The 24,050-nt window shown below is 59.7% G+C and carries 24 protein-coding genes and 1 tRNA gene; 13 read left to right on the forward strand and 12 right to left on the reverse strand.

Annotation, left to right across the window (positions count from 1 at the left end):
- Window positions 1-9 precede the first annotated feature (9 nt).
- On the forward strand, window positions 10-993 hold the full coding sequence (gene ncsA / locus R6U53_RS06170; RefSeq protein WP_410321484.1) for a tRNA 2-thiolation protein NcsA: 984 nt from the start codon (window positions 10-12) through the stop codon (window positions 991-993).
- A 145-nt stretch (window positions 994-1,138) separates the two neighbouring features.
- Here the strand turns inward: ncsA and ftsZ are convergent, their stop codons facing one another.
- From ftsZ to R6U53_RS06185, 3 genes are all read right to left on the reverse strand, one after another.
- On the reverse strand, window positions 1,139-2,323 hold the full coding sequence (gene ftsZ, locus R6U53_RS06175) for a cell division protein FtsZ (protein ID WP_410321485.1): 1,185 nt from the start codon (window positions 2,321-2,323) through the stop codon (window positions 1,139-1,141).
- A 3-nt stretch (window positions 2,324-2,326) separates the two neighbouring features.
- Window positions 2,327-2,500 (reverse strand): ribbon-helix-helix domain-containing protein, encoded by a 174-nt coding sequence (locus R6U53_RS06180; RefSeq protein ID WP_410321486.1) that lies wholly within the window; start codon window positions 2,498-2,500, stop codon window positions 2,327-2,329.
- Between the two features lie 227 nt (window positions 2,501-2,727).
- Complete coding sequence (locus R6U53_RS06185) at window positions 2,728-3,288, reverse strand: double zinc ribbon domain-containing protein (RefSeq protein WP_410321487.1); 561 nt, start codon at window positions 3,286-3,288, stop codon at window positions 2,728-2,730.
- Between the two features lie 130 nt (window positions 3,289-3,418).
- Between R6U53_RS06185 and R6U53_RS06190 the strand changes: the two genes are divergently transcribed.
- Together R6U53_RS06190 and R6U53_RS06195 are read left to right on the forward strand one after the other, a co-directional pair.
- Window positions 3,419-3,492 (forward strand) — tRNA-Tyr (locus R6U53_RS06190).
- 278 nt (window positions 3,493-3,770) lie between these two features.
- Window positions 3,771-4,217: a cyclic nucleotide-binding/CBS domain-containing protein gene (locus R6U53_RS06195; RefSeq protein ID WP_410321488.1), complete on the forward strand. Its 447-nt coding sequence runs from the start codon at window positions 3,771-3,773 to the stop codon at window positions 4,215-4,217.
- Between the two features lie 249 nt (window positions 4,218-4,466).
- On the opposite strand, the gene R6U53_RS06200 is transcribed toward R6U53_RS06195, so the two are convergent.
- The 3 genes from R6U53_RS06200 to R6U53_RS06210 form a co-directional block, all read right to left on the reverse strand.
- Window positions 4,467-6,731 carry an amino acid permease gene (locus R6U53_RS06200; protein WP_410321489.1) on the reverse strand — a complete coding sequence of 755 codons (2,265 nt, stop codon included), beginning with the start codon at window positions 6,729-6,731 and terminating at the stop codon, window positions 4,467-4,469.
- Window positions 6,728-7,168 (reverse strand): universal stress protein, encoded by a 441-nt coding sequence (locus R6U53_RS06205; protein ID WP_410321490.1) that lies wholly within the window; start codon window positions 7,166-7,168, stop codon window positions 6,728-6,730. Before R6U53_RS06205 ends, R6U53_RS06200 begins: the two co-directional genes overlap by 4 nt.
- Before the next feature lie 172 nt (window positions 7,169-7,340).
- The gene (locus R6U53_RS06210; RefSeq protein WP_410321491.1) at window positions 7,341-7,568 is read right to left on the reverse strand and encodes a double zinc ribbon domain-containing protein; all 228 of its coding nucleotides are present in this window, start codon (window positions 7,566-7,568) and stop codon (window positions 7,341-7,343) included.
- Between the two features lie 489 nt (window positions 7,569-8,057).
- On the opposite strand from R6U53_RS06210, the gene R6U53_RS06215 reads away from it, so the two are divergent.
- The 3 genes from R6U53_RS06215 (at window position 8,058) to trkA (ending at window position 11,770) form a co-directional block, all read left to right on the forward strand.
- Window positions 8,058-8,738 carry a potassium channel family protein gene (locus R6U53_RS06215; protein WP_410321492.1) on the forward strand — a complete coding sequence of 227 codons (681 nt, stop codon included), beginning with the start codon at window positions 8,058-8,060 and terminating at the stop codon, window positions 8,736-8,738.
- A gap of 93 nt (window positions 8,739-8,831) precedes the next feature.
- Window positions 8,832-10,382: a TrkH family potassium uptake protein gene (locus R6U53_RS06220; RefSeq protein ID WP_410321493.1), complete on the forward strand. Its 1,551-nt coding sequence runs from the start codon at window positions 8,832-8,834 to the stop codon at window positions 10,380-10,382.
- Between the two features lie 50 nt (window positions 10,383-10,432).
- The gene (trkA, locus tag R6U53_RS06225; protein ID WP_410321494.1) at window positions 10,433-11,770 is read left to right on the forward strand and encodes a Trk system potassium transporter TrkA; all 1,338 of its coding nucleotides are present in this window, start codon (window positions 10,433-10,435) and stop codon (window positions 11,768-11,770) included.
- Window positions 11,771-11,834: 64 nt separating this feature from the next.
- Here trkA and R6U53_RS06230 read toward each other — a convergent pair whose 3' ends face one another.
- The 4 genes from R6U53_RS06230 to R6U53_RS06245 form a co-directional block, all read right to left on the reverse strand.
- Entirely contained in the window at window positions 11,835-13,373 is a 1,539-nt protein-coding gene (locus R6U53_RS06230; RefSeq protein ID WP_410321495.1) for a TrkH family potassium uptake protein, read from the reverse strand.
- Between the two features lie 401 nt (window positions 13,374-13,774).
- Window positions 13,775-14,230, reverse strand: coding sequence for a hypothetical protein (locus R6U53_RS06235; RefSeq protein ID WP_410321496.1), 456 nt, complete (start codon window positions 14,228-14,230; stop codon window positions 13,775-13,777).
- Between the two features lie 153 nt (window positions 14,231-14,383).
- Window positions 14,384-15,280, reverse strand: a complete 897-nt coding sequence (locus R6U53_RS06240) for a haloalkane dehalogenase (protein WP_410321497.1) — start codon at window positions 15,278-15,280, stop codon at window positions 14,384-14,386.
- An 88-nt stretch (window positions 15,281-15,368) separates the two neighbouring features.
- A complete protein-coding gene (locus R6U53_RS06245; RefSeq protein WP_410321498.1) occupies window positions 15,369-16,424 on the reverse strand; it encodes a right-handed parallel beta-helix repeat-containing protein in 1,056 nt (351 codons plus the stop codon).
- A 159-nt stretch (window positions 16,425-16,583) separates the two neighbouring features.
- On the opposite strand from R6U53_RS06245, the gene R6U53_RS06250 reads away from it, so the two are divergent.
- Together R6U53_RS06250 and R6U53_RS06255 are read left to right on the forward strand one after the other, a co-directional pair.
- Window positions 16,584-16,712 (forward strand): hypothetical protein, encoded by a 129-nt coding sequence (locus R6U53_RS06250; RefSeq protein WP_410321499.1) that lies wholly within the window; start codon window positions 16,584-16,586, stop codon window positions 16,710-16,712.
- A 271-nt stretch (window positions 16,713-16,983) separates the two neighbouring features.
- Window positions 16,984-17,421, forward strand: coding sequence for a lasso peptide biosynthesis B2 protein (locus R6U53_RS06255; protein WP_410321500.1), 438 nt, complete (start codon window positions 16,984-16,986; stop codon window positions 17,419-17,421).
- 109 nt (window positions 17,422-17,530) lie between these two features.
- Here R6U53_RS06255 and R6U53_RS06260 read toward each other — a convergent pair whose 3' ends face one another.
- Entirely contained in the window at window positions 17,531-19,342 is a 1,812-nt protein-coding gene (locus tag R6U53_RS06260) for an ABC transporter ATP-binding protein (RefSeq protein WP_410321501.1), read from the reverse strand.
- 137 nt (window positions 19,343-19,479) lie between these two features.
- Between R6U53_RS06260 and R6U53_RS06265 the strand changes: the two genes are divergently transcribed.
- The 3 genes from R6U53_RS06265 to R6U53_RS06275 all read left to right on the forward strand — a co-directional run bounded on the left by R6U53_RS06265 (window position 19,480) and on the right by R6U53_RS06275 (window position 22,453).
- Window positions 19,480-19,764, forward strand: coding sequence for a PqqD family peptide modification chaperone (locus tag R6U53_RS06265; protein WP_410321502.1), 285 nt, complete (start codon window positions 19,480-19,482; stop codon window positions 19,762-19,764).
- A 557-nt stretch (window positions 19,765-20,321) separates the two neighbouring features.
- Window positions 20,322-21,236 (forward strand): hypothetical protein, encoded by a 915-nt coding sequence (locus R6U53_RS06270; protein ID WP_410321503.1) that lies wholly within the window; start codon window positions 20,322-20,324, stop codon window positions 21,234-21,236.
- Window positions 21,230-22,453: a nucleotidyltransferase family protein gene (locus tag R6U53_RS06275; RefSeq protein WP_410321504.1), complete on the forward strand. Its 1,224-nt coding sequence runs from the start codon at window positions 21,230-21,232 to the stop codon at window positions 22,451-22,453. The genes R6U53_RS06270 and R6U53_RS06275 overlap by 7 nt, the downstream gene beginning before the upstream one ends.
- A gap of 4 nt (window positions 22,454-22,457) precedes the next feature.
- Here R6U53_RS06275 and R6U53_RS06280 read toward each other — a convergent pair whose 3' ends face one another.
- The gene (locus tag R6U53_RS06280) at window positions 22,458-22,844 is read right to left on the reverse strand and encodes a cupin domain-containing protein (protein ID WP_410321505.1); all 387 of its coding nucleotides are present in this window, start codon (window positions 22,842-22,844) and stop codon (window positions 22,458-22,460) included.
- 94 nt (window positions 22,845-22,938) lie between these two features.
- Between R6U53_RS06280 and R6U53_RS06285 the strand changes: the two genes are divergently transcribed.
- Window positions 22,939-23,682: an alpha/beta hydrolase family protein gene (locus tag R6U53_RS06285; RefSeq protein WP_410321506.1), complete on the forward strand. Its 744-nt coding sequence runs from the start codon at window positions 22,939-22,941 to the stop codon at window positions 23,680-23,682.
- Between the two features lie 177 nt (window positions 23,683-23,859).
- Window positions 23,860-24,003: a hypothetical protein gene (locus tag R6U53_RS06290; protein ID WP_410321507.1), complete on the forward strand. Its 144-nt coding sequence runs from the start codon at window positions 23,860-23,862 to the stop codon at window positions 24,001-24,003.
- Window positions 24,004-24,050 lie beyond the last annotated feature (47 nt).

Consider the following 24,050-nt stretch of genomic DNA (forward strand, 5'->3'; position numbering starts at 1 on the left):
GAACTCACAATGCAGTGCGATAAATGCGGCGAGGACGCGGTCATGCACGCCGCCTACTCCGGGATTCACCTCTGTGAGAGCCACTTTCGTCGCTCCGTCGAGTCGCGCGTTCGACGGCGGATCCGCGACGACGCGCTCATCTCGGACGGCGCGACCGCGGAGAACCCCGAAACGTGGCTCATCGGTCTCTCGGGCGGGAAAGACAGCGTCGTGCTCACCCACCTCCTCGACGAGACGTTCGCGTCCGATCCGCGGATCGAACTCGTCGCGCTTACGATTCATGAGGGGATCGAGGGCTACCGGGACGCCTCCCTCGACGCGTGTCTCGAACTCACCGACGACCTCGACATCGAACACGAGGTCGTCAGCTACGCCGACGAGTACGACGTCGAGATGGATGCAGTCGCAGAGGACGATCCGCTCGGGATGGCCCCGTGTGCGTACTGCGGCGTCTTCCGTCGCGACGCGCTCTCGCGCTACGCCGAGCGGTGCGGCGCGGACAAGCTCCTGACGGGCCACAACCTCGACGACGAGGCTCAGACCGCGATGATGAACCTGCTGTCGGGCGACGTCCGACAGGTCGCGAAACACTTCGACGCCTCGCTCGGGAGCTTCGAAGACCGAGAGGTCGACGACGATCCGTTCGTCCCGCGCGCGAAGCCGCTCCGAGACGTTCCTGAAAAGGAGGTCGCCCTCTACGCTCACCTCCTCGAGCTCCCGGTCCACATGGCCGAGTGTCCTCACGCCAGCGAAGCGTATCGGGGTGAGATACAGGAACACCTCTACGACCTCGAGGACGGTCACCCCGGAACGCGCCACTCGATCATGTCCGGCTACGAGGAACTCGCGCGACTCGCAGCGGAGGCGTATCGCGGCGACGAGAACGCACCCCGCGGCGAGTGCGATCGCTGTGGCGCGCCGACGAACAACGAGATCTGTCGGAAGTGCGAACTCGTCGACGCGGTGGGGGGCGAGCTACCGAGCGACGACTGAGACGAGGCGACGACAGCCCGTAGTAGGGCGGCGTCAGCCGAACGTCATACGCGCCGTTTACACACGACATATCAGATTAAATTTCGATACTATAAAAAGTAAAAGTCGGTTAAAGAGATACGATAGAATGTATATCTATATCGACTTATCTAACTACGTCAATACCGTTATTCTGTTCGAGTTCCGAGCGACCGCCGTCGGTCTCGCCAACGTTGAACTGGCCGCCCGAGTTACTTGAGGAACCGAACTCGTCGTCGTCGATACCCTCGATCGCCTGTCGCGAGGCGTCGGCCTGCTTTTGAGTCGTCGGACCGAGGATCTGTGCGGACTGGACGCCGGTCATGATCGCCATGACGCGGACCTTGCCCTTGTACTCGTCTTGGATTCGAGCGCCCCAGATGACGTTCGCGGAGGCCTCGAGTCGCTCGGTGATGTTTTGAGCGATGCCTTCAGCCTCTTTTAGAGTGAGATCCGGTCCGCCCGTGATGTGGACTAATCCGCCAGAGGCGCCCCGATAGTCGACATCGAGGAGCGGGTGGTTCATCGCGTCGTTGACGACCTCCTTCGTCTTGTTCTTGTCTTGGGTCTCGCCGACGAGCATCACCGCGACGCCGCCTTGGTTCATGATCGAGGTCATGTCGGCGTAGTCGAGGTTGATGAGCGACGGCTGGGTGATCGTCTCGCTGATTCCCTTGACCGTCTCGGCGATGATCTGATCCATCACGGAGAAGGCCTTGCCGATCGGGAGGTTCGGGACGTAATCGAGCAGCCGGTTGTTGTCGAGGACAATGATCGAATCGGCCTCGTTGCGGAGCTTTTCGAGCCCCTCCTCGGCTTTCACCGTGCGGGCGCGCTCGACGTTGAACGGCGTCGAAACCATTCCGACGACGATCGCACCCTGCTCTTTGGCGATCTTCGAAACGACGGGGGCGGCTCCGGTTCCGGTGCCGCCGCCCATGCCCGCGGTGACGAAGACTAGGTCGGCCTCACCGAGGACCTCTTTGATCGTCCCCTGGGCCATCTCTGTGGCGCGTTCGCCCATCGAGGGGTCACCGCCGGCCCCGAGTCCGTTGGTCAGGGATTTCCCGACGAGGATCTTCGTGTCCGCCTCGATCATTTTCAGGTGCTGTTTGTCGGTGTTGATCGCGATCGTATCCGCGCCGTCGACGCCGATGTTGTACAGGCGGTTGACGGTGTTGTTTCCGGCCCCACCGGCACCGACGATGACGATTCGGGGGTCGCCGAACTCGTCGTCGTCTGCCAAGTTAGCATCCATATCCCGCTGTTCGGCTTCGGCGTTCTCCAGCGCGGAGTTGACGATATCTTGCATCGTCTACACCTTCGCCCACGGACGGTTCTTTTCGCGAGGCTCCGTCTCCTGCTCGTTTATCATCTCGCGCACGGCGGAGCGAATCGCCTCGCTCCGGTTCGGGAATTCCCCCGTATCGACCATGCGTTCGACCTGTTCAATCTGCTGCTTCGGGATTCGTAGTGTCACACGCTCCATATTGTTCCCCTCTGTTTCGTGAGTAAGACGATGTTGCACACGCGACCGAATCACGTTTACACCGGCAGGACGTTTGAAACCGGGCATATGCCAGATCCCCACCGTGTGTAAGACGCACCGTCTTACGCAAACGTACGCACAAATGGGATGGACTTAAATGTTTCCCTCAGCGTAAGACAACTCCAGAGAAATAGTGTTTACAGCCCTGAGAACCCAAAAACGAGCGTTTACGAATCCTGAAGAACGTCCGCTGCAGGGGTCCGACGACCGCAACCGGGGCAGAATCCCCAGTCCGAACGGAGCTCGTCACCGCACTCGCAGAAGACACGATGGCTCGCTTTCTCCCCACAGTTCGAGCAGTAAACGGCAGATTGCGGCAGGTTCTCCCCACATTGTTTACACACGTTTCCTGCGTCGTCAGACGCGTTTTCGGACTCGACCGTCGGCGTCTTACGATCACCGTCCGATCCGTGAGACACGTCGGTAGAATCGCCATCAAGCGAGATGTTTACGTTCACATCTTGCGGTGCTTGCGGCGTGTACGCGCTCGTCAACCGATCGGCGATGATCTCGTCGACCCGATCGGCGATGATCTCGTCGAGCGATCCCTCGAACGCCTTCTGAGATGAACCCCCGTTTACGCCGCTTTCAGACGCGTTTACGTGAGAATCGCTGCTCCCGTCGAGGTACTTCCGGAGCGCCTCGCGCATCACCTCGCTCTTCGAGGCGTCGAACTCCTCGAGTTGCCGGATGAGTTCGTCGTCGGCCCGGAAGGTGATCTTGCTCATTACGTGTCCGACAGTTGTGTGTGACGGTATTTCAATCTTCGCGCGCCGTCCGACAGCCACCCGTCAGACGACGGGACACGGATCGAGGTCAAAACCGTTAAGTCACGCAGTCGTCTCCTTTCGAGTACGACCGCCCTTAGCTCAGACTGGTAGAGCAGTCGACTGTAGATCGACTTGTCCCCCGTTCAAATCGGGGAGGGCGGACTCCTTTTCCAGTCGAATCGCAGTCGACTGTAGATCGATTTGTCCCCCGTCCCCGTGAGCGGAGCGAACGAGGGCTCGGAAGTCGCGCGCAGCGGAGCGAGCACGTCTTCCGGCGTTCAAATCGGGGAGGGCGGACTGCCTTTCCGGTCGAACCGTGATGAATTGCCCTTCGATCTGTGCCTCCTGAGCGGCACGAGCGGAGCACGGAAGCCACCGGCTCGCGAGCCGAGTGGGAACCACCCGGACGTTTTAGTAGCGTATCGCACCAAAAAGGTACTATGGACATTACAAATATCATCCAAGAGGACATCGTCACCGTCTACCTGGACGATACGATTTCCGACGTTGCAGAGGTACTTCAAGACGAACACGTGGGTAGCGTGGTCGTATTGGACGCACACGACGAGATACTGGGGGTAGTTACGGACCGCGACCTGGTCGTCTACGGGCGGAACTTCATCGACTCGCTCGAACACACGACGATAAACGAGATCCTTTCGACCGACGTGTTCTCCGTTGGCCCCGACGTGAGTGTGGCCGAGTTGACGGCACGAATGCGCGAGGTGGGTGTGCGACGGGTTCCCGTGGTCGAGAACGGCGAACTGCGCGGCATCGTAACGCTCGACGACCTGATCGTTCTGCTCGCCGACGAACTCGATAGCCAACCCCTCCGGGATCTCGCCGCCGTCATCGAGTCCGAGTCACCGCCGAAAAGCGACGACTGAGACACCGCCGCTCGAAACACCCCGGACCGTCTCGCTCGTTTCAAATCGGGGAGGGCGGACTTCATTTTCCGTCGGATTACGGCACCCCCGGTTAATCAGCCGTCCCGTATCGATCGATAAAGCCGATAACCGATCGCGCCCGTCGTTCAGTTTGCACTGTGATCGAGATCGAATTTGCCCTCGACTACGCACGCACGTGATCTACGTGGTTCTGCTGAATACTGGGCTCGGATATTTGCTTGTATATTCTCAGCGCCGGCCAAACACCCGCTCTCGTAGCGATCGGGGCGAGGGACGTTCAGCTAACAACACCGGCGTCTCAAGCCGCTCGATCGTATCGAACGCGAGCGAGCCGCGAATAATCCGTGACAGCAATCCTCGCTCCGTCGCCCCGATAATTACCAAACTGTATTCGGAGCCGAGTTCCCCGATCACGGTCTCTACATCGCCCGACTCGATCCGTAACTCCGCATTTCCCAGCTGATGGCCCTCAGCCCACTCGCTTAAGAACGAACGCCCTGCGTCTTCGTCGCCAGAAGCCACAACGTGAAGTAGTGAAATATCAACACCAACGGTGTCCTGTAATGCACGGGCGACCTCCGCAGAGAGATCCGAGGACGGGCCCCCGGCGGTCGGAACAAGTACATCCGAGAGCTCGAGCGATTGACCGTCCAACACGAGGAAGTCACACGGCAGGTCGTGTGTGAGCTCATCCAAGGTGCCTTCAGCACGCCCACCCGCAAACTGTGTACCGCCGTATCCCATCACAACGGTGTCCGCGTCGTTCGACCGGGCCGCATCGAACACTTCTGCAACGCCTCTGTGCGAAAGAATCGTTTTCGTCTCGATTGGGACTTCGAACGCCTCAGCGTCCGCTTTCGCGTCTGAAAGTAGCTTTTCAGACGAGGCGTCAAGCTCCGCTTTGTGCTCGGCAGCAGTCGCGAGCGACGTCTGATCGGGCACGTTGACGATGTGTGTTGCAAGGACGCGACCGCCCTTGTGTTGGGCAATCGCGCCTGCCAGCGTTATGAGCGCACTCTCGGTTCGTGGATTCGCGACGGCGACCATAATCGTCGGGCCTTCATCCCCGGTCGGTGCGACGGCGTCGGCCGCCTCGACAACTTGGTCGGGGAGCTCTTCGTCACGACGCTGAATGTAATCCGAAAGCACTCCCTGCTGTTCTGTTTTATCACGAGCGTACACGAAGTACCACACCACAGCGGCGATCACGAACGCCGCCGACAGCGCGATCTCGATACCATCCATAAACGCGACGAGACCGAGGGACAATACTGCGCCGAGTATCGGTGTGATGGGGTAGAGCGGAACGGTAAAATCCGGATCATACTCCGGGGTGTCTGCCTCACGGAAGACGATTAGTGCTGCGTTCATCAGTGCGTACACGATGAGGTGTAACACGCTGGCAGCTTTCGCAAGCACCTCTATCTCCTGCCCCAAGACGGCGATGAAGACGATGATAAGCCCACCCGTGACGAGGATCGATCGGTAGGGCGTCGCGTAGTTGGGATGGATTTCATTGAGCCAGTTCGTGACGATTTTGTCACGGCCCATAGCGAAGTTGATGCGCGCCGAGGCGAGGATCGAGGCGTTCGCAGATGATGCCGTCGCCAACAACGCGCCGACAGTCATGATCGCGGCAGCCGCCGCAGCGATGCCACCGATTGGCCCGATCGACGAGGGGAACGCGACCTCGGCGGCCTGTGCGACCGGCGCGTCCTGACTGAGTTCGGGCCATGGAATGACGCCGAGCATCGTTGTGACTAGAATCGTGTAAATAACGGTGACGATGGCGACGCTCCCGATGATCGCTATCGGAAGGTTTCGCCCTGGGTTCTTCAGTTCCTCCGCCACGGTAGCGATCTTCGCGTATCCGAGGAAGGAAACGAACACGAGCGCGGTTCCTGGTAAGATCGCTCCAACACCGAACGGTGCGAGCCCATCTTCCCCGGCGAGCGTCGCATAATCGAACGACAGAAAGCCTGCAATGGCGAAGACAGTAAGAATCGAGAGTAATAGGAAGACGATGACCGTCTGCACACCGCCGGTTTCCTTGGCTCCGATGTAGTTGACGGCGACGAAAACGAGCCCCGCCAGCAGCGCCCCCAACTGGACCGGGTTGAGAAACGCGATCGTGGGGAGGCCGACGAAGACGGCGAGATACTGACCGAAGCCGATACAGTAGAACGCCGAGGCGAACGCCAACCCCATCCAGTCGCCCATCCCGGCGATCGAGCCGAACATCGGGCCGAGCGACTTGTTGATGTAGTAGTAGCCACCACCAGCTTTCGGCATCGCGGTGCCGAGTTCCGAGATCGACAGCGCGTTGACCATCGCGATCACGCCGCCGACGATGAACGAAACGACGACGATCGGTCCTGCCGCATTTGCGGCGACGCCGGGCAACACGAAGATGCCGGCCCCGATCATCGTCCCGATGCCGATCGTCATAGCCGAGACCAACCCGAGGTCTTTGGCGAGTTCCTCGTCGCTCATTCGTTGGAGTCGTCACGCGGGAGCGCGATCACCGGTCGATCCGCCTTCGTGACGAGCTTCCGTGAAAGATCACCGGAGAGGAACTGTGTGATGCGGTTGTCGCCGCGGGGGCGGTAGGCGATGGCACTGGCATCGACTTCCTCGGCAGCCGCAAAGATCGCGCCGACGACATCTCGTGCATACGCGGTGTGATCGTCGGCATCGGGGAATACCCTGCGGACAGCGATGTACGCCTTCTGTGCTACCTCTTCGGATTGTTCGACCGGTGTCTTATCGGGGACACCTTCACCTTTTTCCACAACGTGGAGTGTAGTTACGTGATCGGGCTGGTACGGTTCAAGTGCCATCGCCGTCTTGCGAGCATCTTCTTCGTGTGCAACCGGTAAGAGAACGTGAGCGAGCAAATCCCGGTTGTTGGACTCAACACTATTTGTCATACAGGGTGGTACCTTTGCAATTTTAAAAAGTGTATGGAATCGATCTCCCCAAACCAACCATATTAACGATTCCGTTAAAAATAAGCGAAATTCTGTGAGATATGTACGTAGTTCTAGTAGTGATTACGGTTGGAGACTGGAACTTCGAAAGAAGCCCGGTCAAACTGGTGGGCTACTCTAGGAGGAAGGTCTCGTATTCGGCACTCCCACAGACAGGACACGTTATCGTCTCTGTCTCGATCGTCTTCCCGCAGACACGGCATTCGATGGCAACATCGGATTCACAATCCGGACACGTTTCAGCAGCGACGTTAATCGATGTGTCGCAGGATGGACACGTAACTGCCGGGCGTCCCTCAGACCAGGGCGGAAACACGTTCTCAAGTATTGTCATCGCCATCTTCCAAGTAGTTGGTCGTCCTACCCGTGTACGCTTGTATCTATCGGCGACGTATAATCGTCTTTGATACTTGTTTAGTACAACACTTCGAAGAACGCCTATGTTCGGTTTGTTCAACGACCCCGTGATCGGATTGAACTTCAAGGACACTCAATCATTTTTGTCCGGGCCTAAGTAACTCCAGTGCGTTCTTTTTTCACCGTCGGGATGGCGTTCAAGCGTGACGTGGTAGCGTCTCGTTTCATCTTCCTGTTCGATAACCAGGTGAATACCGGGGTCCGTTGTCCGAACGAATTCGTAGTCCTCGACATCGTCCCGATCCTTGAGTTCATCGCGTATCATCCGTTTTCAACGCTCGCGTTCGCTCGGAAGAATCGGCGTTATCCATGAGAGACACTCCGTTAGTGACCCATATCAACGTTCGGTCACTACCCACCCGGAACGAGAGACGGGGCGATTTTTAATCGATGGGAGTGAAACGGCGAGTAAATGTATCTACTCATCGTCGGGGCGGGGGATATCGGAACACCCCTTATCGACATTGCCATCGAATCGGGCAATGAAGTCGTTGTGATAGAAAAAGACGATGCCAAAGCCGACCAAGCAGCTAGTGAGTACGATTGTTTGGTACTCAATGCAGATGCGACGACGAAAGAGATCCTTGAGGATGCCGGGGCTTCACAGGCGGATGCGATCATTTCGACGACCGACCAGGACGCGACGAATATCATGGTCTGTCTACTCGCCAAGGAACTCGAAATCCCGTCGGTCGTTTCCGTGGTTCATAACCCCGAGCACATGGCACTGTACAGACAGATCGGCGTCAATACGATGGAAAACCCACAACAGCTCATCGCGGAGTATCTGTACCGGTCAGTCGCCCGTCCAGCGATCGTTGACTACCTACGGATCGGTGAGGAAGCCGAAGTGTTCGAAATCACGATCACCGAGGACGCACCGATCGCTGACAAGACGATCGAGCAAGCGGTTCAGAGCGGCATCATACCGGATGACGTCCTCATAATCGCTGTCGAACGGGAGGGGCAAGACCCACCGATTACGCCGAGGGGAGGAACCAAAATCAAACCGGACGACTTAGTAACCGTCTACTCGGCTTTCGGTGCAGACCCGGAACTCACGGATCTGTTCGGACATCACGAAGACGAGTGAACTACCGTATCATCGATCCCGCTGACGAAGAGCACCAGTGCTCTGACGCACATCTCGAATAATCCCAACCATAGACACGGCAGAGAACGAGAAATGAGAGTAAATACGCGAACGGTAGGGCGAGACGTCGGTCGCATTCTCCAAGCCATCTCGCTCATGTTGGTCGTTTCGATGGGCATCGCAACCGTCAATCAAGAGTACTACACAGTGCCGGCGTTCGGCATCTCAGCACTCGTAGTGGCCGGTATCGGCACACTTCTTTCACGGGCCAATCGTGATGCCGATCAACCCGAGAAACTAGATGCGATGGTCACCGCCGCCAGCGCGTGGGGAGTGACCGGGCTACTCGGTGGGCTGCCGTTTCTGTTGATCGCGTGGACGATCGCACTCGATCCGTACCCAGCGTGGGCGAACACACCCCAAATGAACGAGACGACGGCGATCTTTTTACAGCCGTTAGAGTCGGTGTTCGAGAGCATGAGCGGGTTTACCGGAACCGGTCTGACGATGGCCGCCGTCGAGGAAGATCTTCCGCGGTCGCTTCACTGGTGGCGTTCGTTCACCGAGTGGATCGGCGGGGTCGGCGTGATCGTCCTCACGGTCGCCATCCTCGCTCGCCCCGGGAGCGGATCGTTCACCCTCTATGAGAGCGAAGCTCGTTCGGAAAAGATTCATCCGAGTATCATCTCGACCGTCCAAGAGATCTGGAAGATCTACCTCGGGCTCACGCTCGGTGCGGTCGTGCTGTTCTTGGCAGTCGGCATGCCGCTGTGGGACGCGATCAATCACGGCATGACCGGTATCGCAACGGGTGGATTTTCCGTCCACGCCGATTCGATCGGCCACTACAACAGCCCGCTGATCGAGTACGCGGTCGTTCCGGTCATGCTCGCCGGGAGTATCGCGTTTCCCGTTCACTACCTGATTTTCAAAGGTGAATTACACAATTTCTATTCGGATCTGCAGACACGGTGGGTGTTCATTTGGTTCGCTATCGGTTCGCTCGTACTGACTGCTATTCTGTATGGAAACGGGCAGTACGAAACGCTCGAAGAGACGTTTCGAATCGCACTGTTCCAGTTCGTTTCCGCTACTTCGAACGCCGGCTTCGGAACAGCAACGGTTGGGACAGGGACGGGACAAGTCTGGAGTGCGGGCGCGACGCTCTTGTTGTGTCTCGGGATGCTTACCGGAGCCGCTGCCGGGTCCACGGTGAGCGGTATCAAAATCGTTCGAGTGATAACGCTGATTAAAGGAACTGGCTGGCAAATCAAGAACGTCTTTCTACCCGATAGTGCCGTTCGATACCTTCAGATCGGAGACCGAAGGCTGAGTGAAGAACAGGTTCAGCGCGAATATACGGAAGCCACGGTTGTCTTCATTCTTTGGCTGGTATTTCTCTGTCTCGGAATCGCTGTGTTTCTCTACGCTCTTTCACCTGCATATCCGCTCGAATACATCATTTTCGACGTGATGAGCGCACAGAGTAATGTCGGGCTCGATTCCGGTATTACCGGCCCGGAGATGCCCGCGATCACCAAAGCGATGTTAGTTCTCAATATGTGGGTCGGCCGGCTCGAAATTATACCCGTCGCGGTAATTCTCGGTGCCATCTTCGACCGACTCAATTTGTATCAACGATAAGTAGCCCGAGGCATAGTAACCGATTTCAGCGATAGACGTTTAGCGTGTCTATGCAGGTGGTCATCATCGGGGCGGGAGAGGTGGGGACGAGTATCGCCGCCAGTCTCGCAGCGGCGCACGACATTGTGGTAATCGATGTGGACCCCGATCGGACAGAGGAACTCAAATACGAACACGATGTGCTCACCGTGGCCGGCGATGGGACGGCATCCGAGATACAGGAAACCGCGAACGTTCCGGATTCCGACATAGTCATCGCCTGTACCGATGACGACCAGACGAATCTCGTCGCGTGCGGAACATCGAAGACACTGGGGGAGGCCTTCACCATCGCACGGGTGAAGAACACGGAGTATCTTCGGACCTGGGAGCGTGAGCAGACGGCCTTCGGCGTTGATTTTATGGTCGGTACGGACCTTCTGACCGCAGAGAACATCGTCCGAATCATCGGATTACCCGCAGCGATCGATGTTGACCCATTCGCTGGCGGGCTCGTTCAAATGGCCGAATTTGAACTCCCCGAAGAGAGCCCGATCGTCGGACAAACGGTTGCCGAAGCCGATCGGTTCGAATCGCTCACGTTTGTCGGCCTTTTCCGTAACAAAGAAATGATCTTACCCCGGGGGGATACAGACATCGTAGCCGGCGATCGGGCGGTCGTCATCGGGAGCCCAGAGAGCATCCAGCTGTTCGCAACCGATCTTGCACCGCAGGTTACTCCGGACCGTACGGATGATATCGTAATCCTCGGTGGGAGCGAGATCGGGTATCATACGGCCAGAATTCTCGAAGAGCGTGAACTTGGATCTCGGCTCATCGAGCAGGATACGAAACGTGCACGATGGCTCGCAGAGAAGCTTCCGAAGACGACGGTACTGGAACACGATGGAACCGACACGGAGTTTCTCACACGAGAACACGTTGACGAGGCCGATATCGTCATCGCGGCCCTCGAATCGGACGAACGGAACCTTCTCACATCCGTCCTTGCGAAGCGCCTCGGCGTTGACCGTGTCGTCGCTGTCGTGGACAGTCCGGACTATATCACGCTGTTCCAAGAGATCGGTATCGACGTTGCAATCAACCCACGAACCGTAACCGCTGAAGAGATAATCCGGTTCACGTATGAAAGCGTCGCGGAGAATATCGCAGTCCTCGAAAACGATCAAGCAGAGGTCTTGGAGCTTGAGTTGAGCGAGAGCTCTCATCTCGTTGGAAAGCCAATCGAAGACCTCGCCAAGGAGATCGATGGAAGATTCGTTATCGGAGCCATTACACGGGGACGGTCGTTGATAAGCCCACGAGGGGATACGGTCTTACATCCGGGAGATCACGTGATTATTCTCGTTGAAATGGAACTTGCAAGTGAATTGGCTTCGTTAGCGTGAACAGCCCAGTGAGCGGGTGGGCTTTCGCCTCGCTACCGCTGTAATCCTGTAGAGCATCTCGAATTCAGTTTTTATTATCGATTGCCGAAATAAAGATCGCCAGTACCGGGACGATTTCCAGCCGCCCGACCCACATCAAAAAGATCATCAGTAGCTTCGAGGCATCCGAAAAAAACAGATAGCTCCCGAACGGACCCAGCCGACCGAACCCCGGGCCGATATTCCCGATCGTTGCGAGGGACGCGCTAATCGCCTCTAATACGGAGAGTTGAATCCCGATCCGGGCCGTATCGAGGGCGATAAATACCGCTGCAAAGCCGAACAGAAGGATGTACAACAATGTGAAGACCATAATCCCCCGGATAGCGTCCTCATCGACCACGTTACCGCCAAGCCGGACCGGTTCAACGACATCCGGGTGCGCCGTAGTGAAGAGTTCACGCCGGATCGTTTTCAGTACGATCAGCCATCGAACGACTTTGACACCCCCACCGGTCGATCCGGCGGATCCACCGATGAACATCGCAAACAAGAGAAATAGCTGAGCGTGGGTATCCCACTGGGCGAAATCAGCTGTCGCGTACCCAGTGGAGTTCATCAGTGATCCGATCTGGAACGCGGCCTGTCGGAGCGTGTTCTCCGTGACTCCATCGGTCACCCCGCCCAACTCCATCGGTGGGGCCGCACCCCGAACCAAAAGGACGGACAGGACAGCGGTCAATACGGCGATTGCTCCGGCGTAAAAACGAAACTCCGTGTTTTCGAGCATGATCTCCGCTTCGCCTTTCAGGACGTGCCAAAACAGCGCGAAGTTGACGCCAGCGATAAGCATGAACGGGATCACGACCCACTGAACGATCGCTGAAAACGCGGCGATACTATCGGCCTGCGGTGAGAAGCCACCGGTCGGAAGCGTGGTAAATCCGTGTGCGACGGCGTTGAACAGATCCATATCCGGCGCAAATCCGAGCAGGTGGAGCCCGTAGAGCAAACAGATGAGGACGAGCGTGAACCCGAAATAAATTAACCAGAGAACGCGTGCGGTCTCGGCTATTTTCGGAGTGAGCTTCTGGAGCTCTGGCCCCGGTGCTTCCGAGGCCATTAGTTGTGCTCCGTTAACCGCGACTTCCGGCAGAATAGCGATCATCAAGACTATGATACCCATTCCACCGAGCCACTGGGTGAGCTGCCGCCACATCAGCAAGGCGTGGGAGTGTCGATCCGTGCTGATTTCGCCCATGACAGTCGCGCCGGTCGTCGTGAAGCCGCTCATCGATTCAAATAGCGCGTTGACAGGGTGGGCAAGCGTTGAAGCAGTGCCGTATCCGGCTAGAAGATACGGGATCGTCCCAACGACGGCCGCCATTATCCATGCCAGTGACACGAATAACAGCGCCTCTCGCGGGCCGAGATCGGGATCGGCGTCGATCTGTTCAAGAGCAAATCCGATTGTAGTAACGATCACAATCGAGAGAGCGAATACCCAGATATCTTCCGTATAAATGACTGCGATGAAAAGCGGGATGAGCATCGTGGCTGCGAGGTATTTCAGACCGGTGCCAAGAAGCGCGACACTCGCTTTCCAATTCACACGCCACGCCATAGAATTGGAGAACTCTGTCAGGGGCATCAAACTACCGAAACAGTTGCTGTACTGAGTTCATTCTCCGTACTGAACGCGCAACGTCCGTCAGGCACTACGGGTTTCAACGAAGCCGAGAGGTGATTTTCGTGAGTCCCCGGTATTCCGTCTGAACGTCCGCCTGCGGCGCTGTCTGTAGTTTGAATTATGTAGTTTTATCAACGCCCACTGAGGAGCTGCTTAATTCCGAGTTCCGCCCGCTGGGTGTCGAGGTGATCGCCGCTACCGTGCCACCGAACCGTCCGGATCCTCGACGCCGGAACTGCTATCGGTTTCAACACCTGCGCTCTCGTCTCCCGATTTCGATACACCGCATAGCCGTGCCACCCATCAGCTGCCTGCAGCTTCGAGTGGTATCGAGGCTAGACCGTGAGCTCCACCGGCCATCGGTCACCGACCCACGACCATACGGAGGGGTCTTTGCTGTTGTAGCGCCGGTCGGTCCACGGAGTTCCGTCGATTCGAAACCGTTTATGGCGGAGTTCGCCGGACTCGCTCTTGTCCGCGACGATCGCCTGCTTTTTCCACGTCTTCTTCGTGATCACGACAACCCGCCACAGCGGTGGGTGGATCGAACTCTCGTCGTGGGCGAGGTAGATCAAGAGGCCGTCGTACTTACGCATCTTGAACACCGATAGCCGCATGTTCTCGCGCATCGAATAGCCCGAGTTCCCGTCACCGTCGCCGACCGACGAGAACTCGTCACCGATGAAGAGCTTCGACTGTCGCTCGTGTTCGAGCGGGTCGCCGTCCGCATCGATCCAGTCGGTCGTCTCTTCGAGCGTCGGAGTGTTCTTGTGGCTATTCGGTTCCCCCATCGCTATTTTTCCCGTCACGATCAGCACGATTGGTTGGCTTGCACGCCGACGCGATGCTGCGAAGCGACGAGAGCGAACCCACCATAGGGGACCACAGCCAGCCACGAAGCATCTTGCCCACTCGGAACGCCGGTATCCGTCGACGGCGAGCGCTCAGCGCCGGTCGACGAACTCGACGATTCGATCGGCACAGACCTCACCGGCGTCCTCCTGTAGGAAGTGACCGGCGTCTTCTACCCACACATCGGGGGCGTCCATGGCCGTCGGCACGAGTTCGCGGAACAGGTCTCGGAATCGATTCGTGATCGGATCACTATCCGAAAACAGCGCGAAAAACGGCTTCTCCCACGCGGCGAGATCCCCGCGCAACCGTGCGTGACGATCCGCTCCCGGCATATCGGGAGTTTGCGGGACCATCGGTGGCCACACGTACGCGCCGGCTTTCGACGCCTCGTCGGGAAACGGTGCGTTGTAGCCGGCGATCGCCCCGTCGGAGAGTTCCGAGACACATCCGCCGTCGACCACCCGCGCGACGTCGAGGTCGTCGGCCGAGACGACCACGTCTTTGAATCGGTGCCACACGTCGGGAAGGTCGGTTTTGCCGTCGGTCAACAGCGCGTTCATCGCGACGATTCGATCGAAGCGTCCGGGCTGATCGGACACCGCGAACGGGAGGCCGAGGAGACCCCCCCAGTCCTGACAGACCAACGTTACGCCGTCGAGAGCTAGCGTCTCAACGAACCGCCGGAGCGTCTCGTAGTGCATCTCGAAGCCGTACTCGTCGCCCTCGGTGTATTTGTCCGATCGACCGAAACCGAGGAAGTCGGGGACGACGACCCGACCGCGATCGCGCAGACGAGGGATCATCTTCCGGTAGAGAAAGCCCCAGGTCGGTTCACCGTGCAGACAGAGGAACGTCTCGGCACCGTCGCCGAGCACGTCGACGTAGGCCATCTCGGCGCCGTCGTCAGTAACCGTCACGCGGTCGTAGGGGAAGTCGTACTCGGGGAGGTGCTCGAACCGCTCGTCCGGTGTGCGCACAAGTGACATGTGATCACGAAGGACGGACGGGCACTCAAAGGTGTGGGTCGGTGATCGGTGGGTGGCGGGCGAAGGGACGACAGTCGCAACGATCCGATCAGGCGTCGGGATCGAAAGGCTTCGGGAGTTTCGTCTCGTCGCCTTGGTCGGCGATCGGGTCGTCGAACCCGGAGACGTCGTTTCCGATCAGCTTCGTGTTCGAAGCCGACGGGTAGACGAGGATGCCGATGTCTCCGTCCTCCGCGCTGATCGTGTTCTGTCGAGCGCCGCTGTTCGTCGTCTCGAGGGCCAACAGTCCGTAGTGAGCGACGCCGTTCTCTCCCGGATCGGCTCCGGTGACCTCGATCATGTTGTGAATCGCATTGTGGTTGTCGCCACCCCACAGGGCGAGGCCGGCGTCGTTGTCCCGGACGGTGTTCCGCTGAACGTGCACGCCGTCGCCCGGTTGATAGAGGATGATCCCCGAGGACTGGAAATTGTCGCGGTCCCACCAGTGATCCGCGACCGTGTTCTCCCGCACGTGGGCGGTCGCGCCACCGCTGACCTGGATGCCGTTTTCGGCCCACCCATCGGATTTGGGCCCCAGCCCGATCACGTCGTTGTTCCTGATCGAAACGTCCGTGTCGGTACCTTCAGCCAGGATGCCGACCCGATGACCGCCGTTCAGCGTGTTGGATTCGATCTTGCCGGTCGCGCCGTCGCCGAACCCGACCGAGAGGAACCGCCGACCGAGCGCATCGTCGCCGTCGACCTCGTTCGAGCGAACGTCGACGTCAGCGTCCCCTACGCGGATTCCGAACGTCGGACCGGCGGGGACGTTACTGACGGATATTTCGTTGTTCGAGATTTCGCCGGAGTACCCGTCGTTGTACACGACGTACGTCCCATCGCCACCGCCGTAGAAGTCCCGTCCGTCCACCTCGATCTCGTGGCCGGAGATGACGAACCCGTCGTCGGTCGCGACGATCGCGCCATCGGCGGTCTGCTCGGCGTTGATCAGCGTGGGGCTACCGCCCGGACCGTTCGCGTTGCCGTTCGCCTTCCCACCTGCGTTGCCGGCCGCGTGACCGTTCCCCTTCGCCGCCGAGGTCGTGCCGAATGCACCGACCCCACCTATCCCGATCGCCGTACTGATGAATGCTCTTCGGTGCATAGTCACGTGACCATCGCGGCGATGCGTGAAAAGCGTATATCGAGGTGTCCGCACGGCTGAAACTGTCGTATTAACGAGAGTTTATCGAAGTAAACAGTGTTGGGAACGAGAGTATACCGATAACGGTACCGGATGGAGTACCACGTGGGTAAAACGCTCATGAAAGACTACACAGCACCGACGGTCGAAACGTACGGGAGCGTCGAAGAGCTCTCCGAGACGGTGGATGGCGGCTACGGCAATGGTGGCGGACCGCCGAATGAAGTCCCCGGTAATCCACCAGTCTAACGCCGCCAGCCACGAGGTTTGGACCGATCCGCCGGAATCGGTCGACGTTCCACGGCCGACGCCGAAAGCGTCGATCAGTTCGACGGAGACGACGGATCCGGATCGTTGAACGATCGTTCACTCGCGAGCGACCGAAGGGCGCGATAGGGTCCGTACCCGCCCCGGTAAATCGGAGTATAACTAATGGAGGACTGGTTGTGATGTCGCACCATGTGGAGCCACGGAACACTGTCCCTCCCAACGCCGGTCGGTATCGAGCAACGGGGGAGTGATGTTCACCACAGCGCGTAAACTCGTCGCGTTATCCCGGAGTGAGCTGCTCTTACTCGGAACGACGACGGTGTTACTCCTCACGAGTCGGGCGTTGCTCACGCTCGTCGGGTTGGATCGGACCCACCGGGCGCTCGATCGACTCGTTCGCGTCCTTCCGCCCTACACGACCGTACGCGATCCGGACACGATTCCGTGGGCAGTCGCGGTTATGGGCGCCTACGTCCCGATCTACTTTTCGTGTCTCATGCGTGCAGTCGTCGGCGAGCGGCTGTTCGCCGCGAACGGCCATCAGACCGAGATCCATTTCGGCGTCGCCAAAGACGACGAGTTCGAAGCACACGCATGGGTGGAACGCCGCGGGGAGATCGTGATCGGCGAACTCGAGGAGGGAGAACACGCGCGATTCCAGCCGTTGTATAGCTACCGGCCGCGGTGATATAAAAATCGATCATCGTCGAGTGCGTAGCTCCCGGCACCGAACCAGGATACGTGACCGGAGGAGGACGTTGGGACCTCCCAGCTGGCTACGATACTCCCGGTGAGTCTCATGCGTGCTCGATACTCCCATCCTGTATCGCGTGGAGGTGGGCGTACTGTCCGTCGTTGCGGATCAGTTCGCGGTGACTGCCCGCTTCGGTGATACGGCCGTTCTCGACCGTGTAGATCCGGTCAGCGGCGCGAACCGTCGAAAGTCGGTGGGCGATGGCGACCACCGTCCGGTCGTCTCCGAGACGCTCTATCGTCTCGTGGATGCGCCGTTCGAGATCCGAATCGAGATCGCTCGTCGCCTCGTCGAGGAGCAGCAGTTCGGCGTCGCTCAGCAGCGCGCGCGCGAGTGCGACGCGCTGTCGTTGTCCCCCGGAGAGTTTCACGCCGTTGTCGCCGAGTACGGTCCCGTAACCGTTCGGTAGTTGGTCGAGAAAGTGCGTGATCTGTGCGACCTCCGAAACGCGTCGGAGCTCGCGGTCGGGGACGTCCCGGCCGGTCGTGAGATTGTACCGGAGCGTGTCGTTGAAGATGTGTGGATCTTGGCGCACCATCGCGACCTCGTCGCGCCACTCGCGAAGATCGAACTGGTCGATCGAGGTGCCGTTGGCTCGGATGTCACCGCCGGTAGGGTCGTAGATCCGGGCCAACAGTGAAACGATCGTGGATTTCCCCGCACCGGACTGGCCGACGATTCCGACGAACTCCCCGCGACCGATTTGGAGGGAGATGTCGTGAAGCACCGTCTCCTCCTCGTCACCGTAGGCGAACGACACGTCGTCGAACTCGATCTCGTCGATTCGATCCGGAACGGGACTCGTCCCGCCATCCGGCTCTTGATTTTCGGCAAGCCGTTCGACGAACCGGTGGGTTCGAACGAGGTGTGGCAGATTCCCCTCGATGGCGTAGATCGTCGAATTCAGACTGCTGATCCGTGGGCCGAGACGGAACATGGCGAACAAGAACACGCCGAGCGCCGAGATCGAGAGCGCGAGATACGTGATCGCGACGTAGATCAACCCAAACAGGACGATCGCCACGCTGAGTTCGTAGAAGCTACTGATCGCGATCTGGTTTCGGTACAGCGCGATCCGGGAGTTCGTGTACCGATCGACGATCTCGTGGAACTCCCCGAGGAGTCGGTCGGCCATCCCGAACAGTTTGATGTCGCGGATCCCCTGCGTCCCGGCCTGGACGTTCTCTTGTACCTGTTCGTTCGCGGTCGCGACTCGGTCGCCAACAGTGTATCCCGGTTCGATCACGTGCCGAACGAGATACGTCAGGCCACCGAATACGGCCGTCGACACCACCGTGAGGACGGGGGCGATAAAGAGTGCGATCGTCGCGTACATCAGACACAACAACGTCTGCTGGACGAGCGAGAGGATCTGCTGAATGGCTCTGCTGGCGTACTGCGTTTGCGTGATGATCGCGTTCAGGATATCGTCGGATCCCTCGTCGTCGTAGTACGGGACCGACGCACCCAATGCGAGTTCGTAGGCGTGGGTTCGGAGATGCCGCTCGTACTCGATGGTGAGCACCGACGCCAGCCACTTCGCGAGAAACGTCACGGAGTAGCGAACGACCATGACGAACGCGAGCCCCAGAATGAGAAATTCGAGCGTGAACGGGAGGCCGAGCGTCAGATACGCCTGGAGGAACAGCCCCGTGACGCCTTCGGCGTTCTGCGCCGCCTCGCCGCCGGCCTGTGCGGCTTCGATGATGGGAAATAGAAACGTGAGACCGATCCCTTCGAGTAAGGTGCCGACCAGACTCAACGCGAGTACGAAGCTCATGAACACTGGACGGTGATGAGCGACCTGCTTCAGCGAACGCAGTTTTTCCGTCGTCGAGATGTCCGGCTCCGTCATGTACCCGTACCTGCGAGCACCACGGGATAGTTATGAAGTTGTTATAGGGCGTGACTAACACACATAGAGGACAGTCTTCGGATAAAACCTATCGTAATCGATGAATAACTATGTCCCATCCATGCTGACGAAAACGCATGTCCGCAGTCGACACGACCACGACCGTTAGGGCGAGCGAACACCCGACCACGACCACCGTCGACGGCGAGTTGATGCTTCTCAACACCGAGACGGGGATGTACCAGGGGCTCACCGGCGTCGGTCCCCGAGTGTGGGAACTGCTCCGGGAGCCGACGACGGTACAACGCGTCGTGGAGACGCTTACGGACGAGTACGACGTGACGGACGAAACCTGTGAGCGGGACGTCCTCGAGTTCGTGCGAACGATGGCCGAGGAGGAGCTCGTCGAGGTCGACCCGTGAGAGACCCGTAAAACGTCGAACAGGAGCGGCGAACCGGAAGTACCGGGCTCTCGATCACGCGAGCGAAGCGTTTCCGGGGATGAAAATAGCCAAGAAGGGACTGTCTACCGGAAAATACAATCACGAAAGGCTGAGTATAACAATATCACTCCTCCCTGGAGTGCCACGTGGGTGTGAAACCCATGGAAGACTACCAGACACCGGCGGTCGAAACGTACGGGAGCGTCGAGAAGCTCTCCGAATCGATGCATGATGGCGGCTACGGTGACGACCACGACGGCGGAGATCTCGAGGGCGTGTGATCGGACGTAAGGCGATTTCCGATGGACACCCGGACTGCTCCGGATGAGTCAGTCCGCGCTCCACATCCTACGCGGCCATCATTTTTGAAGCTGAGAAAGCAGCACCCGTTGCGGTTTAATAAGCCGGTTAGAGAGCGCATAGATATACTCACCCGAGCGAGAGACGTAGAGCATGTTGGCGGACGCCAGCGAACGCGAGTGGAGGGGCGTCGATGGGGGACTAATCGAGGGGTGGGGAGACAGGAGGTATGCCCCGTGAGAGCGACCTCGGCTCGATCGTACTCGGCGTTCGGGCTGACGGTTCGTTCGGATCTCGACCTCCCGGAGCTTCCACGGCAGGACGGATCGGCGGGCGAGCGGGCGGACGTGGCGATCACCGTCGGGGAGATCGACCGTCCCGAACTCACGGAGTGCGACGACGGGACGGTGGAGTACGCCGGGCCGGACGAGTACTACCTGACGTACGAGGTCGTCGACGTGGCGGTTCGGGACGGGCGCGAGATCGTCGTCGCTCCGAAGGGTGACGTGCCGAACGAGATCCTCAGACACGTCGTCCTCGGGCCGGCGTTCAACCATCTGCTTCACCAGCGCGGCCACTTCGTGTTGCACGCGAGCGTCGTCGACGTCGACGGCTCCGCGGTCGCCTTCCTCGGCGAATCCGGGCAGGGGAAGACGACGACCGCGATGGCGTTCCTGCTGGAGGGGTATCGAGTGCTGAGCGACGACGTGGCCACGATCGCGTTCGGCGACGACGGGCCCGCGGTTCGAAGCGGCTATCCCGCGATCAAGCTCGATCCGGCGGTCGTCGACCGTTTTGACGTCCCCGTCGGCGAGCCTCGGGAGATCAGCGACGCGCGGGAGCGACACTTCTACCCGCTTCCGTACGAGCAGCCGTCCGAACCGGTTCGGTTGGAGCGCAGCTACGTGCTCGAAGACGCCGAGCGCTTCGAGATCGCGGATTTCAGACCCGAAATGAGGATGATGAAACTGATCGAAAACACCTACACGGCCGGGCTGCTTTCGGACGACGCGACCGCGGTCTCGAACTTCGGCCAGTGCGCCGAACTCGCGGCGGCGATCGACGTCAAACATCTCCGACGGCCGCGCGATCTCGAGGAGTTACCTCGCCTCGTCGAGCGGGTGATCGAGGACCTCGAAGACACATGGTGACCGACACGCCCCCCGAGTTCGAACTCCTCGTTCGGTGTGTCCGACCGGACGGAGCGGTGGCAGCGGACGATCGCCTCGACGCGGTGCTCGCCCGAGATCCCGACTGGGACCGAGTCCTCGAACTGAGCCGGAGACACGGCGTCACGCCGCTTTTGAATCGAGGCGTGCAAAAGCACGAAGCGTCCGGCACAGCCCTAGACGTGCCGGAGCACGTTCGGTCGGGGTTGACCGACCGAACCAGATCGACCGCGATGCAGAACATCCGGTTCGCCTCGGAGCTTCGCGAACTCCTCGAAGCGTTCGAGGAGCGTGGCGTTCGCGCGCTTCCGTTCAAGGGGCCAGCGCTCGAAGCGTTCGCCTACGGCGACGTCGGAATGCGAGCGTACGGTGACCTCGACGTTCTCGTCCCCCGCGAGGACGTTACCGAGGCCGTCGATGTACTCGAAACCCGCGGATACGAGTGGGAGGACGTGCCGAGGCTCGACGACTCGCCGATACTTGGGGGACCGTTCACGAAGCCGCTGGTGGCCGAATACGAACTGCAACGTGACGGAACGACCGTCGAGGTTCGGTGGCGCATCGGCGACGCCGATCAGCCGTTCGCACCGGACGTCGAGACGCTCTGGGAGCGCCGGGAGACGGTCGCGGTGGCCGGCTACGACGTCCCCGTGCTCGCCCCCGAGGATCGACTCCGAATGTTAGCGTTTCACGGCACCAAACACAAGTGGCACCTCCTGAAGTGGGCCTGTGACTTCGTGGCGGCGGTGGTGGCGACCGACATGGACTGGCCCGACCTGCTCGACGAAGCGCGACAACACGGCGACGGAAGACGGCTCCTCATCGGAGTCTCGTTGATCGATCGACTGTTCGACGTGTCCGTTCCCGACGCCGTTCGCACGCGGCTCGAGGCCGATCCGCGAGCGGAACGCCTCGCGGCGGCGGCCATCGAGGAACTGTACACCGAGACGACGACCCGTCCCGAGCGGCGCGATCGGGTCGCATACACGGCGCGTGCGACCGATTCGATCGGTGGCTCGCTTCGGACCGTGCTGTATCACTCGCGGGCCCATCCGGGGCTCTCGGAGTACCGGCTGCTACCGCTCCCGGGGGTCTTCCACCCGATCTATTACCTCGTCCTTCCGATCCGCCATCTCGTCGAGCGATCGCCGTTCTCGAACGGTGGGGCGCGAGGCGAGGGCGCGGTCGACAGAGCGTGATCGTTCACGCCTCGGGATCGTAGCCGTGTGCGTCGTCGACCGTCGGCGCACCGATCGCCAGCGCCCGGACCGATGCGTCTGCGTCGTCGGGGTTGTACGCCCGATGCGGGTTGCCGGGATCGATGACCAATACCTCATCAGGGCCGACGACGAATTCGCCCTCGGGCGTCTCGACGTGGAGCGTCCCGTCGAGGACGTAGAACGCCTCGGTCTGCTCGTCGTGGTAATGATATCCCAGCGGGAGCTGTTGGCCCGGTTCGGCCTCGTAGATGCGGAGTCCGAACGACGAATTCTGAAAGTCGAGACCGGCAGCGGCGCTGATCGACCGAACGTCGGCGTCCCGGTCGTCCCACTGGTCGAGGTCCGCAGTGTCGATATAGTGATAACTCATACCACCCGTTTCGCTCGGGGGCCTTAGAACGTTTCGGGCCGGGTATCGGAGAGCGAGGGGAACGGATAGGGACGACGGGTGCGAACCACCCCATATGCCGATCGAACACGAGATTCCGATCGACGGACAGACCATCTCAGCGATCCACCACGAGACCGATGGCGACCGATGGATCCTCTTTTGTCACGGCTTTCGCAGCGACAAGACGGGGAGCTACGAGAGCCGATGTGAGCGCGCGGTCGAAGAAGGATACAACGCCGTCAGGTTCGATTTCAGGGGAAGCGGCGAGTCCGGAGGCGCGTTCGTCGAGTCGACGCTAACCACCCGAATCGCCGATCTGAGGGCGGTGATCGGACACGTCGATCCTTCGTCGTACGCGCTGTTCGGCTCCAGTTTTGGGGCGAAGGTCGCCTTTCACGCGGCCGCGCGAGCCGGCCGGACGAGCGAAACCGTCGAACCGACCGCGATCGTCGCGCGCGCACCGGTTACGTACAACCGAGCGTTCGACGCCTACCGGGAGACCGTCGACTCCGAGGGCGTCCTTCGGTACGATGGCGATCACGCGATCGACCGCCGCTTTTTCGACGACTTCGACGCGTATTCGTTCGACGAGGGGGCGGCGGTACTCGATGTTCCGATCGCCATCTTTCACGGGAGTGACGACGAGTCCGTCCCGATCGACGACACGTTCGAGGCCGCCGCGGCACTCGACACCGACGTGCTCGTCGGGAAGTACGCGGGGGAGGGACATCGGTTTTCCGCGACGGCAGAAGACCGACTTCGGACGCAGGCGTTCGACTGGTTGGGAACCGTCTGGCCGCCGGCCGGATCGCGATGAATCGCGTCGATGGTCGAAGATCACACGGGCGGCAGGTATACACGAACGTGTGCAACGGGGCCGCAGTGTATCGGTTGAAACGTCGGCCCGTATTATTACCTCCCGGCGATGAGCGACGGACGAGGCCATCGGCGTCGCGGCGGACGACCGGCGCGACCGACGATAGGGGAGACAGAGATGACACTGCTCACACGCGTCCGAAACCTGCTCGGTGACGACACCGTCTACGAGTGCCGCCACTGCGGGACGACGCTCGAGTCCGAGCTCGACGAGTGTCCGACCTGCGGAAACCGCGCGGTAGCCCGCTACGAGATCCGGTGACGGACGCTCGCGGCGGGTTTTTGATACTGCGGTCCCGTAGTCACGAC

Origin of the sequence: Natronomonas sp. (assembly GCF_046483325.1) — an archaeon.
Lineage (GTDB): Archaea > Halobacteriota > Halobacteria > Halobacteriales > Haloarculaceae > Natronomonas.